Annotated in this window: 14 protein-coding genes; all 14 read right to left on the bottom strand. The window is 43.5% G+C overall.

Annotated features, from left to right (window positions below):
- Positions 1–206 precede the first annotated feature (206 nt).
- Positions 207–1,394 (bottom strand): elongation factor Tu, encoded by a 1,188-nt coding sequence (gene tuf, locus HPK16_RS16350; protein ID WP_181677965.1) that lies wholly within the window; start codon positions 1,392–1,394, stop codon positions 207–209.
- A gap of 356 nt (positions 1,395–1,750) precedes the next feature.
- Positions 1,751–3,841, bottom strand: a complete 2,091-nt coding sequence (fusA, locus tag HPK16_RS16345; RefSeq protein WP_181677964.1) for an elongation factor G — start codon at positions 3,839–3,841, stop codon at positions 1,751–1,753.
- 75 nt (positions 3,842–3,916) lie between these two features.
- Positions 3,917–4,387, bottom strand: coding sequence for a 30S ribosomal protein S7 (gene rpsG, locus HPK16_RS16340; RefSeq protein ID WP_036065477.1), 471 nt, complete (start codon positions 4,385–4,387; stop codon positions 3,917–3,919).
- 29 nt (positions 4,388–4,416) lie between these two features.
- The gene (gene rpsL / locus HPK16_RS16335) at positions 4,417–4,830 is read right to left on the bottom strand and encodes a 30S ribosomal protein S12 (RefSeq protein ID WP_036094375.1); all 414 of its coding nucleotides are present in this window, start codon (positions 4,828–4,830) and stop codon (positions 4,417–4,419) included.
- A gap of 258 nt (positions 4,831–5,088) precedes the next feature.
- A complete protein-coding gene (locus tag HPK16_RS16330; protein WP_181677963.1) occupies positions 5,089–6,729 on the bottom strand; it encodes a peptide ABC transporter substrate-binding protein in 1,641 nt (546 codons plus the stop codon).
- Between the two features lie 15 nt (positions 6,730–6,744).
- The gene (locus tag HPK16_RS16325; RefSeq protein ID WP_181677962.1) at positions 6,745–7,524 is read right to left on the bottom strand and encodes a gamma-glutamyl-gamma-aminobutyrate hydrolase family protein; all 780 of its coding nucleotides are present in this window, start codon (positions 7,522–7,524) and stop codon (positions 6,745–6,747) included.
- Positions 7,525–7,634: 110 nt separating this feature from the next.
- Complete coding sequence (locus tag HPK16_RS16320; RefSeq protein ID WP_181677961.1) at positions 7,635–8,189, bottom strand: Crp/Fnr family transcriptional regulator; 555 nt, start codon at positions 8,187–8,189, stop codon at positions 7,635–7,637.
- Positions 8,190–8,195: 6 nt separating this feature from the next.
- A complete protein-coding gene (locus HPK16_RS16315) occupies positions 8,196–8,420 on the bottom strand; it encodes a hypothetical protein (RefSeq protein WP_181677960.1) in 225 nt (74 codons plus the stop codon).
- Between the two features lie 171 nt (positions 8,421–8,591).
- Positions 8,592–9,668: a glycosyltransferase family 4 protein gene (locus HPK16_RS16310; protein WP_181677959.1), complete on the bottom strand. Its 1,077-nt coding sequence runs from the start codon at positions 9,666–9,668 to the stop codon at positions 8,592–8,594.
- Positions 9,665–11,104 carry a lipopolysaccharide biosynthesis protein gene (locus HPK16_RS16305; RefSeq protein ID WP_181677958.1) on the bottom strand — a complete coding sequence of 480 codons (1,440 nt, stop codon included), beginning with the start codon at positions 11,102–11,104 and terminating at the stop codon, positions 9,665–9,667. The genes HPK16_RS16310 and HPK16_RS16305 overlap by 4 nt, the downstream gene beginning before the upstream one ends.
- On the bottom strand, positions 11,101–12,348 hold the full coding sequence (locus HPK16_RS16300; RefSeq protein WP_181677957.1) for an O-antigen ligase family protein: 1,248 nt from the start codon (positions 12,346–12,348) through the stop codon (positions 11,101–11,103). The genes HPK16_RS16305 and HPK16_RS16300 overlap by 4 nt, the downstream gene beginning before the upstream one ends.
- Before the next feature lie 8 nt (positions 12,349–12,356).
- A complete protein-coding gene (locus HPK16_RS16295) occupies positions 12,357–12,869 on the bottom strand; it encodes an acyltransferase (RefSeq protein WP_181677956.1) in 513 nt (170 codons plus the stop codon).
- A 1-nt stretch (position 12,870) separates the two neighbouring features.
- Positions 12,871–13,605, bottom strand: coding sequence for a WecB/TagA/CpsF family glycosyltransferase (locus tag HPK16_RS16290; RefSeq protein ID WP_181677955.1), 735 nt, complete (start codon positions 13,603–13,605; stop codon positions 12,871–12,873).
- Between the two features lie 24 nt (positions 13,606–13,629).
- On the bottom strand, positions 13,630–13,821 hold a 192-nt coding region (locus tag HPK16_RS16285), incomplete at its 5' end, for a sugar transferase (protein ID WP_181677954.1).

The raw sequence follows: 13,821 nt of genomic DNA, 5'->3' as shown, positions 1-13,821 counted from the left end.
CCGAGCCAAAATACTAGCCCAACACTTTATCAAAGATTTTGACATCTCTGTAGGTTAAGAAAAGGCACGAGCTATTGACTCCCTAGCTCGCACCTTGATATTTCACCCCAACAATTGACATAGAGCCGATATTTCACCCCAACAATTGACATAGAGCCAAAAAAATCCGATTCCCCATAAAGAGGAACCGGATTTTTAAGTTAAAATTATTTAGAGATAGTCGCTACTACTCCAGCGCCTACAGTACGTCCACCCTCACGGATAGAGAATTTAGTACCTTCTTCAATCGCAACTGGTGCGATTAGTTCAACAGAAACCTCAACGTTATCGCCAGGCATAACCATTTCAGTACCTTCTGGAAGTGTAACAATACCTGTTACGTCAGTAGTACGGAAATAGAATTGTGGACGGTAGTTGTTGAAGAATGGAGTGTGACGTCCACCTTCTTCTTTTGATAAAACATACGTTTCAGCTTTGAAAGAAGTATGTGGAGTGATCGAACCTGGCTTAGCTAATACTTGGCCACGTTGGATATCTTCACGAGCTACACCACGTAAAAGTGCACCAATGTTGTCGCCTGCTTCAGCGTAATCAAGTAACTTACGGAACATTTCTACTCCAGTTACAACGATTTTCTTAGTGTCTTCAACAAGACCGATAACTTCAACTTCGTCACCGACTTTAACTTGTCCACGTTCAACACGACCTGTAGCAACAGTTCCACGACCAGTGATTGAGAATACATCCTCAACTGGCATCATGAATGGTTTGTCAGTGTCACGAGTTGGAGTTGGGATATAGCTATCCACAGCGTCCATAAGTTCGTTAACTTTTTCTTCCCATTCTGGCTCACCTTGAAGAGCTTTAAGAGCAGAACCTTTGATTACTGGAATATCGTCGCCAGGGAATTCGTATTCTGTTAATAGATCACGGATTTCCATTTCAACTAATTCTAGTAATTCTTCGTCATCTACCATGTCACATTTGTTCATGAAGACAACAAGGTAAGGAACACCAACTTGACGTGAAAGCAAGATATGCTCACGAGTTTGTGGCATTGGACCATCAGCAGCAGATACTACTAAGATACCACCATCCATTTGCGCAGCACCAGTGATCATGTTTTTAACATAATCGGCATGTCCTGGGCAATCTACGTGTGCGTAGTGACGGTTTTCAGTTTCATACTCAACGTGAGCTGTAGAGATTGTGATACCACGTTCTCTTTCTTCTGGAGCACCATCGATTTGGTCGTATGCAGAAGCTTCTGCAAAACCTTTTTTAGATAATACAGTAGTGATTGCAGCTGTTAAAGTAGTTTTACCATGATCGACGTGTCCGATAGTACCAACGTTAACATGGGGTTTTGAGCGGTCAAATTTTTCTTTAGCCATTTTAATATTTCCTCCTTAATGTTTAAAAAAATTATTGATAACACGCGGACAATGCCGCGCGAATCTCGTTACTATAGTTATACAGGATACAACAAAAGTTTGCAATCAATCCAATCGCTAATCGTTCACTTCATACGCAAAACTCGCCTGTAACGCCACACCTCAGCGGATCGACAAATGCTTAGATTCTAGGCAATTTCGAGTACCGGAGCGGAGCGTACATCGGTACGTCAACTGAAAACAGGGAGGGAGTCTTATCCCCGACCATGTGAGAAGTTATGCGTAGCTCTTCTGCGAAGAAGAGCACCGGAACGCAGGAATTAACGACGAAGATGAGCGTTTGTCGATTCGCTGACCTAGTCTTCTTTGTTGTTTCCGCCATTGGCTTTAATAATCTCTTCACCAACGGATTTTGGAACTTCTTCATAGTGGTCAAACTGCATAGTGTAAACTCCGCGACCTTGCGTACTTGAACGTAGGTACGTAGCGTAACCAAACATGTTTGCAAGTGGAACGAAGGCACGAACAACTTGAGCGTTACCGCGTGCTTCCATACCATCTACACGACCACGACGAGATGTGATGTTACCCATAATGTCTCCAAGGTAATCCTCAGGTACAATTACTTCAACATTCATCATTGGTTCCAAGATGACAGGACTACATTTCTTAGCCGCGTTACGAAGAGCCATAGAAGCAGCCACTTTAAAGGCCATTTCATTGGAATCGACATCATGGTAAGATCCGTCATAAAGTTTTGCTTTAATATCGATTAGCGGGTAACCTGCAAGTACACCATTTCCTAGTGCGCCTTCAAGACCTGCTTGTACTGCTGGGATGTATTCACGTGGAACAACACCACCGACAATAGCGTTCTCGAATTCAAAGCCTTTTCCTTCTTCGTTAGGACCGAATTCGATCCAAACGTGACCATATTGTCCACGACCACCGGATTGACGAACGAATTTACCTTCGACTTGGGCAGTTTGGCGGAATGTTTCACGGTAAGAAACTTGTGGATCACCCACGTTAGCTTCTACCTTGAACTCACGACGCATACGGTCTACAAGGATATCTAAGTGAAGCTCACCCATACCAGAGATGATTGTTTGACCAGTTTCTTGGTCAGTCTCTGTACGGAATGTTGGATCTTCTTCTGCAAGTTTTGCAAGAGCTTGACCCATTTTATCTTGGTCGGCTTTTGATTTAGGCTCAATAGCAACCGAGATAACTGGTTCTGGGAATTCCATGGATTCTAAGATAATTTGATTCTTTTCATCACATAGCGTGTCCCCAGTAGTTGTGTCTTTCAACCCAACAGCAGCAGCGATATCACCACAATATACGATCGAAATCTCTTCACGGTGATTTGCGTGCATTTGAAGGATACGTCCAACACGTTCACGTTTACCTTTAGATGAGTTTTGAACGTAAGAACCTGAGTTCAAAGTACCTGAGTAAACGCGGAAGAAAGTAAGACGACCAACATAAGGGTCAGTCATAACTTTAAACGCTAGAGAAGAGAATGGTTCGTTATCATCAGGATGACGTTCCGCTTCTTCTTCTGTATCTGGTAAAATACCTTTAATAGCAGCAACATCAGTTGGCGCTGGAAGGTAATCTAGTACTGCATCAAGCATCGGTTGAACACCTTTGTTTTTGAATGCTGTACCACATACAACAGGGTAGAATTCAACAGCAAGTGTTCCTTTACGGATACCAGCTTTCAATTCTTCTTTTGTAGGCTCTTCACCTTCAAGGTATTTCATCATTAGTTCTTCATCTAAATCAGCAACAGCCTCAACAAGTTTGCCACGGTATTCGTCAGCAAGCTCTTTTAAATCAGCTGGGATTTCACGAATTTCAGGATCATTTCCTACATCATCAAGATAATACAAAGCGTTCATCTCAACTAAGTCAATGATACCCTCAAAAGTATCTTCCGCACCGATTGGTAATTGGATTGGGTGTGCATTTGCATCTAGACGGTCATGTAATGTTCCGACAGAGTACAAGAAGTCAGCACCGATTTTATCCATTTTGTTTACAAATACTACACGAGGAACCCCGTAAGTAGTTGCTTGGCGCCAAACTGTTTCGGTTTGTGGTTCAACACCTGATTGTGCATCCAGAACAGCAACAGCACCATCAAGTACACGAAGAGAACGTTCAACTTCAACAGTGAAATCTACGTGTCCTGGTGTATCGATAATGTTTACGCGGTGACCTTTCCATTGCGCAGTTGTCGCAGCGGATGTGATCGTGATACCACGTTCTTGTTCTTGTTCCATCCAGTCCATTTGTGATGCACCTTCATGTGTTTCACCAATTTTATGAATACGCCCTGTATAGAAAAGGATACGCTCTGTAGTAGTGGTTTTACCAGCATCAATATGAGCCATAATACCAATATTACGCGTCTTTTCTAAGGAGAACTCTCTAGCCATGGGTATTTCTCCTTCCATTATTAACGATTTAGTTAGGCAACAAGCGTTGACCTAGTCGCGCGGATAAGACGAATCTTACCAGCGATAGTGAGCGAATGCTCTGTTTGCATCTGCCATTTTATGTGTATCTTCACGTTTCTTAACGGAAGCTCCAGCATTGTTAGATGCATCCAAGATTTCGTGTGCAAGACGTTCTACCATAGTTTTCTCTCCACGTAGACGTGAATAGTTAACTAACCAACGTAGACCTAGAGTTGTACGACGATCAGCACGAACTTCAATCGGAACTTGATAGTTAGCACCACCGACACGGCGAGCTTTTACTTCAAGAACTGGCATGATGTTTTTGATTGCTTCGTCAAATACTTCCATAGGGTCTTTTCCACTTTCTTGCGCGATGATATCAAAAGCAGAATAAATGATAGTTTGCGCTTTTCCGCGTTTACCATCAATCATAAGTTTATTGATTAGACGAGTTACCAATTTCGAATTGTACATCGGATCTGGTAATACGTCACGTTTAGCAACAGGACCTTTACGAGGCATTGGATATCCTCCTTTCATCTAAGTTTTTATTATTTTTTAGGTTTTTTAGTTCCGTATTTAGAACGGCTTTGTCCTCTATTTTCAACACCAGCTGTATCTAGAGCACCACGTACGATATGATAACGTACCCCCGGTAAATCTTTAACACGTCCTCCGCGAATAAGTACAACACTATGTTCTTGTAGGTTATGTCCGATACCTGGGATATAAGCAGTTACTTCAAGGCCGTTAGTCAAACGTACACGAGCGTACTTACGAAGCGCCGAGTTAGGTTTCTTCGGAGTCATTGTACCAACACGAGTACATACACCACGTTTCTGTGGAGATGATACGTCTGTTAATGATCTTCTGAAAGTATTTAGGCCTTTGTTAAGTGCTGGAGAATCAGATTTCTTTGATTTAGATTGACGCGGTTTGCGAACTAATTGATTAATTGTAGGCATTTTTTGGTTTCCTCCTTCCGATTTTTCTAGAGCCACACATCCAGGTGGTTCATTTTTTCTTTAAAATAAAATTGCTGACAGGATATTTCCTAGCAACAGTTTCTATTCTCTATACCTCGTCACGAAGGAAGAGGCACCTTGGATATAGTACCATTCTTAGTAGCGTATTGTCAAGCATTTCGACTATGTTTGTTTAGATAGAAAAGAATAGCCGAAAACAGCGACAGAATCGGTGGTTTCAGCTATTCTTTATACGGCTTATTTCGCAACGTATGCAAGTCTGTAAGAGATGTTTCGACCGAACGGGTAGATTTGCACATCTTTGACTGTAGGGTCCAGCAGATACGCCGAGGCGCCTTGATAGAACGGTGCGACAACGGCATCGGTTTGGATTAATTGTTTTTCCAGTTCAAGCATCTTATCCCAACGCTTTTCGGGTTCTGTGGCGTACGTGCTCTTAATGTCATTCAGACCGGCATCGTATGTTGCACTATCATACTTCGAAAAATTTAAACCGCCATCTGATTGATATACTTCTAAAAAGTTGATGGGATCGCTATAGTCCGGCATCCATGTACCATAGAAAACATCGTAATCCCCTGCGGTCGTGAGTGCTAGCCTATTTTTCAGCGGGACACTTTTTAGCTTGATTGTGATGTCTGGTAGGTTCTTTTGAATCTCGCTTTGCAGGAATTCGACTGTTTTCTTGGATACTTCGGTGTCGGAGGATAGAATCTCCAGCGTGAGTTTGTCGACGCCGAGTTCTTGTTTAGCTGTCACCCATTCTGATTTCGCTTTTTCAGGGTCAAACGTGACAAGGTCGCCATTTTCTGCGCGGAAGTCCTTGTTGTTACCTGGGTCTTTCGCAAAGCCAGATGGAATGTAGCCGTTTAGAGCTTTGGAGCCATCGCCCAGAATGGTGTCTGTGTACGCTTCTTTGTCAAATGCCATCGAGAGGGCTTTGCGCAAATGGACGTTAGCTGTCGCTTTGCGATCTTCGTTAAATCCTAAATAGCCGATGAGCGATTTTTCTTTGGAATGGTAGGCTTTATCGGTTTTGTATTTTTGAACAAATTCGTCGGTGAGTGCGGTGTATTGGACGTCACCAGTTTGGTAGAGATTGACGCCTGCGCCGGTGTCTTTAGCGACTTGGACGGCGACTTTGTTTAGTTTCACGTTTGTCGCATCCCAGTAATCTTTATTTTTGATGTAGGTCCACGATGTGCCGATTCCTGACCAGTCTTTTAATAAGAAGGGACCGTTCGATAGGACTGTGTCTGCGGACGTGCCGTATTTGGAACCTGTTGCTGTCACGAATTTTTCGTTTTGGGGCAGGAATGGTGTGCCTGTGAGTAGTTTCGGTAAGTATGGGATTGGATTTTCGAGTGTGATTTCGAGCGTTTTATCATTGATTGCTTTGACTCCTAGCGTGTCTGGTGAAGCTTTTTCATTGCGGATTTGGTTCGCATTTTTAATGACATCCAGTTGGTTCGAGCTTGGTGATGCTGTTTTCGGATCGACTACTTTTTGGAATGCAAAAACGAAATCGGAGGCTGTCACCGGATCTCCATTCGACCATTTGGCGTCGTCGCGGAGCTGGAACGTGTAGACTTTTTTGTCAGCGCTCACGGTTGGCTCTGCTTTGGCAATGCCCAGTTCGGCGTCGTTGTCAGGATTAACGCGGTACAACCCTTCCGAAATTTGACCGATGGCGTCCGAGCTGAAGGTGTCGCTGTATAGCGCACTGTCGAGCGTTGCGATTTCACCAGCTGATGTGACTTTGATCGATTGTTTCGTGCCATCATTCGCGACCTGATCGCTCGCTTTGTCTCCTCCGCCACAAGCTGCGATGACAACACCGATTAGTGCAATCATCGCAATAAGTATCCCATTTTTCATGTTGTTTCCTCCCTTTTAGCGTGATGTTGCTATTTTTTTAAAGCTGACTGGCGCATTATAGAATTGCTTGAGGGCTCCTAGTTCAGCATTTCTCACGAATTCTTGAAAAAGGCGTTGCATCGAGGCGTCGGTTTCCGCGATTAGTTCTGGGTGCCACTGAACGCCAACAACGAACGGTGCGCCTTCCATTTCTACCGCTTCCACAACTCCATCTGGGGCGGTTGCCGTGATTTTTAAACCTGTTCCTACTATATTAATGGCTTGGTGATGAAACGAATTGACTTGCGCGGTGTTTCCGAGAATTTTCGCGAGTTTGGAACCTTTTTCAATCTGGATTCCGTGCGTTGTTCTCGTCGCGCAATCTTGCTGCATGTGTGGTAGGCTCGAGGTTGCAATGTAGCTCGTGTCTTGATGCAATGTCCCTCCGAGCGCGATATTCAGTAACTGCGCCCCGCGACAAACTGCCAAAACTGGTTTCTTTTGCGCCAGCGTTTCTTTTAAAAGCGCCAGTTCGAATTCATCTCGAATAATCGAAGTAACGCCGAGTTCCGCTTGCGGTTTCGCGCCGTATAGGGTCGGTGAAACGTCCTGCCCACCTGATAAAATGAGACCGTCAATCTGATCCACAAAAGTCGTAACGAGCCGCTTATCCGTCACAGGAATAACAAATGGCGCCGCCCCGTTCTTAGCAACAACCGATACGTAATCGCCGCCAACATAGGCACCGTTTCGTGAAATCGTGTTCGGAACTTGCGCTGTCAATTGCGCCGCCGAAATTCCAATAATTGAAGTCATTCGCTTCACCACCCTTTTTCAATTCGCATCTATTTACTCGGAATTAATATTTCACTTATTATACCGTGATTGAAATGGAAAGTAAAGTATAAACTTGCGCACAATATCTCTCAGTATCGGAATTCCGCTTGCCATTTACTCCAACTAAGCAATATCCAACCCTTACTATTGGACAAACTCCCATCCTTAATCAACTCTTTACGCAAACCGCTTAGATACTCTCTCGAACATCCAACATATTGCGCCAATTCTCGATGTGTCAATAAATTCGGCAGTTGGCATATATCTTCCGTAATATGTTGTTTCCCTGTTTCGTCTCCCGCTTGGTATAAAAGGCTTTTCAAACGGTCTTTCGCAGACGAAGAATAAGAATCCACACGCTTTAATAAGGCTTTTGTTATCTTCTTCTGTAGTTCTTGTCTGGTTTTTAAAACATTGAATGCACGGTTCTTGGTTACATCTACTAGCAAGACTTTTCCCCGCGCTTCATAGCAAAGGTTATTCTCAAAAAATGTGACATCCACGATAAGTATATCTCCAATATTGAGAAAATGTATGAGCTGCTTACACGTCTTGCATATTAAGTTTCCCGATAGGACAGTATATGTTCCCTCACACATTAATGTTTCTCCCTTTTTCAATTGAATAATTTTTGCTTCCCCCATCTTCGTTCACTCCATTTCTTTTTCAGTCACTTCTTTTGACAGGCGCATCATGTATAGCGCCGCCATCATCACGCCGACAATACTACCAGATACTAATAAGGTATCGACAGGACTTGTGCATAAGGCATACAAAAACGGAAAAACGACCATTAATTTGATTTTAAAATTACCACTCGTCGATCGTATAATCGCACATGCCGTCACGATGAACAGAGCGATTAAAAAAATCACGCCAAGTATCATTGCCCAATAAATAAGTCCGTGATAAAGGATGTATTGATGCTAGACCCCTTACACGCGATATCCGACCTTGGAATGGCAACTCTTTTTCAAACAAAATTTATAATGAAATGATTTCAACATCGCTGACTAACATCTTATGTTCCTCCTTTTCCAAACTGCTTATTTCGCTAAAACCGTTATCATATTTACCATGTCTCTTTGTACCTGTAACTGATCGTAAGGAATCGCCGAATGAAACGCATTACTTCTTAATGTTTGTTTTTCTTCCTCGCTATGCGCATGGAATGCTAGTAATTTTTCAGCGATTGAATACGGATTTCCTATTTCTGTAAAGTAGCCGTTTTCTCCATCGACGAGGTACCCTTGAATCCCCGCAATCTGGCTGCCAATCACCGGAACACCACAAGCCATCGCTTCAATGCCAACAAGTCCCAAACTCTCGCCTTTTCTACGACTCGGAAAAACAAAGACGTCCATCTCATTGTAGCGCGCAACTAGTTCTTCTTGCGGCAATAAATCATAACAACGCACATCTTCCTGTAGTCCTAGCTCTTGAATAAGCGCTTCTTTTTGCGGATTTTCCTTGCCACTTCCGATCATAATCAACTCAGCTGGGTGATTCGATTGGTGCTTAAACTCGGAAAAACCACGAAGCGCGTCATCCCAGCCTTTATCGACATCAATGCGTCCTACATACCCGACCTGAAAAACAGCGGTATCTTTCGCCGTCTCTTGCGGTGCGAACAAGTCGCGATTGACGCCTCCTGATGGGGAAATCCAGATGTGTTCCGGCGTCAAGTGATAGCGTTTCACGACCGTTTCTTTAAAATAGTCAGACGGAACAACGACATGATTGGCCTGTTTCAACAGTCGCGCTACCCATGTTTGTAAGCGTTCTTGGAGCGTGGTTTCCGGGAATACGTCACTTCCGTGGAGATTCACAATCAGGTTGACCTTGCGCTTCCAAAACTTCGCGGCTAAAATCGGAAACGCGCTGTGCGAGGCGTAATGCAAGTAGACCATATCGTATTTTTTAAACAGTAAGGTAAAGAAAATTTGGCAGTAAAACTGGATATATAACCATAATTTTTTGATTTTATTTAACTCTTTTCGCATGGTAATTGTCTCTATCGTATCTGCGGCCTCTTCTAACAAGTGCACGTGGTTTTTGACAAAAATGCCGTACGATGGGTATGCTTTTGATGGAAACATATTGGAAATAACAAGTATCTTCATGCTTCAATTCCTTCCTTTTTCGTAATAGTTGGTTGTTTTTTGGCGGCATATGAACGATACAGCGTGCGGAGTAGCGGGATGTAAAGGATAATAATCCCTACCAATACGGCCACATTGATGATCGAAATCAGCCAAACCGTGTGAATGAGAATATTTAAACTAGCTGCCAAAACGAGCAGCGACGTGGTTATCAGATGACTTTTTACAGAAAATCCTTTCCAAATTCGCATCGAAAAATACGTCCGCGCTAGGAAAAACGCAATGTAAGCGGAGCCTGTCGCAATGGAAGCGCCAATCGCGCCATACGTCGGCACAAGTAGAAAATTCAAGCCAACCGCTACAAGGAGTGCAATAATCGAAACCAAAATATTCAGCGAGCTTCGTTTCAGAAAAACAATGCCGAGATTCGTTGTGTCGCTCACCGTCATCATCAGCGGGTAAAAACAGAGGAATGGGAAAATGTACTGCGCCTCACTGTAATCGGGGGACAAAATCAGCATGATGAGACCTTTAAAAAGAAGCAGTCCCATGAATAAAATCGCAATCAAAAACATAATACTGTCGCTCACCAATTTAAAATAGTGCATCGGTTTTTGCTTTTTATACCATTCATACGCCGTTGGAACCCAAAAGTTCGAAAACGTCGTCTGCAAAATCAGCAGCGCACTCGCAATTTTGAAAGCCGCCGTGTATAACCCCAGTTGTTCAAAATCGCAAAAATAACGAAGGAACAGTTTATCGATAATCACGAACAGGCTATAGATCACGGTCGCCACCGCAATCGGTAAGCCGAACTTCGCGAGTCTCGGGTATAAATCAGGATCTGTTTTCACCGGATTCATGTATAAAATCCGCACATTCCGGAGCATTAAAATCGTATCCCCGATAACTTGGCCAATAATGGTGGCGTAAATCACCGTGATAAATGTGTGGGGGAAAAATAAGAGGAATAAAACGGTACAAAGTAACATGCTGAACTTCACGATAATATTGAACAAGGAAAATTCCAGCGCTTTATTTTGCATCCGAACGTATAAGAACAGGAATCGTTCAAATATCAAAAACGGGATGGAGGCTGCGATGAGATACACCGCATGATAATACACATCATGTCCAAACAGAAAAGCGGAGATTGGCTTGGCGAACCAGCACATGACACCAATAACAACACCGGAGAACAGAAAAGGAACAACCATCGCCGTGCTAAATAGTTTTTTCTTATTCGGATACTCATAAAATTCGCGGGCAAATGCCTGATCATAGCCTAAATAAATGACGCAAATTAACAACGTCTGCGCAAGCATAAACATACTTGTTTTACCGTATTCTTCGGGTGTCAGGAAAAACGTAATAACTGGAATCGTCATCAAATTTAAAATCGCCGAGCCAAGGGAACCAATCGCAAATTGCATCAAACGCGTTACAAGAGCTTTCATTCTTTTTCACACAAGCTTTCTTTTTGTAGGAATAGGCCACCGCATACGAGACCGAACAACGTGGATGATAAAGCGGAAAATAAAACATGTCCGGCAAAGGCGCCGTAGCAAAGGAGGAGGAGGAAGAGCGCCGTGTAGATGCTCCGTTTTTGACAGGATTTCATCAAGAAGAAGAGTAAGAGACCCAACATCACGACAAGTCCCAACATGCCTAGGGAGAAGAAGACATCAAAGAAATCCATTTCCACTAAATCACCGAGCCCCCATGTTGTCACACGTTCGTTAAATCCGAAGCCAATGAGCTGTGTCAACAAGTTACCCGTATTGATAAAGTGTCCAAAGGCAGCATCTAAAAATTCACTGCGCGAACTCGTAATAAAGCGGACTAAGTCGCCATCATACAGATTGTAAAAATACGTGAGTCGCTGAATAAGTCCGGAAAGGGTGGTGACGATAAACGCGCGACCTTGGACCACAATGAGCGCCAGCACTGAGATAACCGTCACGCCGATGCCCCATTTGACAGCAGGCCCTACACGTTTTTGAAAGAAGAAGAAACGCAAGAGTAAGACGATGGTTAAAATAACGCCGTACACAATCCCGGTTTTCGTTCCTAAAAGCAACAAGCCTAGCAAATTACCGAGATAAAGGAGCCCCAGCAATAAACGCGTCCAGCTTTTCGTCTGCTTCGTCTGTTGAAACAAATACCACCCAATGAACGTCGCCGAAACAATAAAGCCAATCGTTGTATCGTTGTTGGCAAAGAAGAAAGCCTTATATCCAGCATCCGAACCCGCGTAAGTTTGATTCCCAATCCCGAGTACATACGGAATAAGCAAACCGAGCGTAAAAAAGGTACTGATCGCGAGAAATAGTTTGGCATAACTCGTCTTCGTGAACAGGTCCACGCGCTGATACATATAATAAGGAATAAGCACCCAGAGGAAAAATTTAATCATGTTCGTCGCATCATATAAAAGAGCTGCCACATCGTTTTGCAGGACAATCGTCTGAATGAAGAGCGAGATAATACCACAAAAAATAAGCGCGACAGACAAAAACGTGTAGCTTGTTTTCGAGAATCCCTTTCTAGCAATCTGAAAAATGAGAAAGCCAACACAAACCAAGCGATAGGCAACACCGATGGGAAGATTGATTCCAGCTGACAGCACAAAGCCGTTCAGCGCATCGACGACAGGGAAAATGGCGAATAAAATGATAAAAATTTTGGTTTCTTTGAGCAACGTTATCCTTACCTCTCTTGTTTAATCACTTTGGCAGGCACCCCACCAATCACACTATATGGCGGATACTTCTTGGCCGGAACAACGGCACCAGCAGCGACAATACAGCCATCTGGAATCTCGGCTCCTGCTAAAATCGTGACACGTGTCCCGATCCACACATCATTCCCAATAAAAACGGGTTTTTGCGCGGTTCCGCTATCTAAAATCTTTTCTTTTCCATTCACACAATGCGTATCGGTCAAAATCACCACATCAGGCGCCATCAACACATCATCACCGATATGAACGGGAGCCGTCGCAATAATGCGTGCATTGTCACCAATCGATGACCGTTTGCCAACATGAATATTTTTCGGGTGGCGCAATTTTAGCTTGGGACGCAAGTTGCTGTTTTTCGCACAACTTCCAAAAAACGACCGCGCCATCTGATTCTTGATATGCCGGATAATCCGTCCTAAAACGAGTCGATTCGGCATCGGGAGTACATTAAAAACCGAGAATGTCCATTTCGCTAACATCTTATTGCCGCCACCTTTCTTTCATCACTTTCCATACAAAGCTCAGGTTACCAACAAAATAACGTCGGAACATCCGCTTTGGTTCTTGCATAAACCGATAAAACCATTCGAGTCCTGTTTGCTGCATCCATTGCGGTGCACGCTTCGTCACACCGGCCATCACATCAAAGCTACCACCAACACCCATCACAAACGGAACGCCCATCGTCTCTTTGTACGCATGGATCCACTGCTCTTTTTTAGGGCTGGAAAAAGCGACAAAAACGATATCGGCTTTCGATTTTCGGATAGCTAGCGCAATTTCTTCTGATTCTGCGTCTTCAAAATAGCCATTTCGATAGCCCGCAATTTTCAGATCTGGATACTGCTGTTGGTGAAGCTGGACGACTTCTTGCACGACGTCCTCCTGGGCGCCGAAATAATACACACGGTACCCTTTCTCAGCACTCTTTTTAACTAAATTTTCAAATAAATCTATACCAGTGACTCTTTCCCGCGCGTCATGACCAAGGAACTTCATCGCCCAAACAATGGACTGGCCATCCGCATTAATCAGCGGCGACGTATTGACAATGTTCGCAAGTTCCTTGTTTTCCGCCATCAAATTGATTTTACTGGCATTAATCACGACATGCTGCACGGGTTTTCCGATATGAATAATCGATTCTACCTTCGTCAACGTTTCTTCCATCGTCAGCGAATCGACATAACTACCTAACAAAAATGTTCGTGTCATTCTATCTTTCACTTCTCCTCTGACTTAATAGGCGCTATTTGGGACAAGAATCACCCGCACCGTTCGGAGTAATATGTGCATATCTAGCGAAAAACTAACTTTTTGAATATACTCTAAATCTAAATTGACCATTTCCGCAAAACTTACATCATTGCGTCCGCTAACTTGCCATAAACCTGTGCATCCTGGTGTAATCGAAAGCCTTCTATGATCGCG

This window comes from Paenilisteria rustica, assembly GCF_013820765.1.
Classification (GTDB): Bacteria; Bacillota; Bacilli; order Lactobacillales; family Listeriaceae; genus Listeria_A; species Listeria_A rustica.
This window is presented reverse-complemented; position numbering and strand designations above follow the sequence as displayed.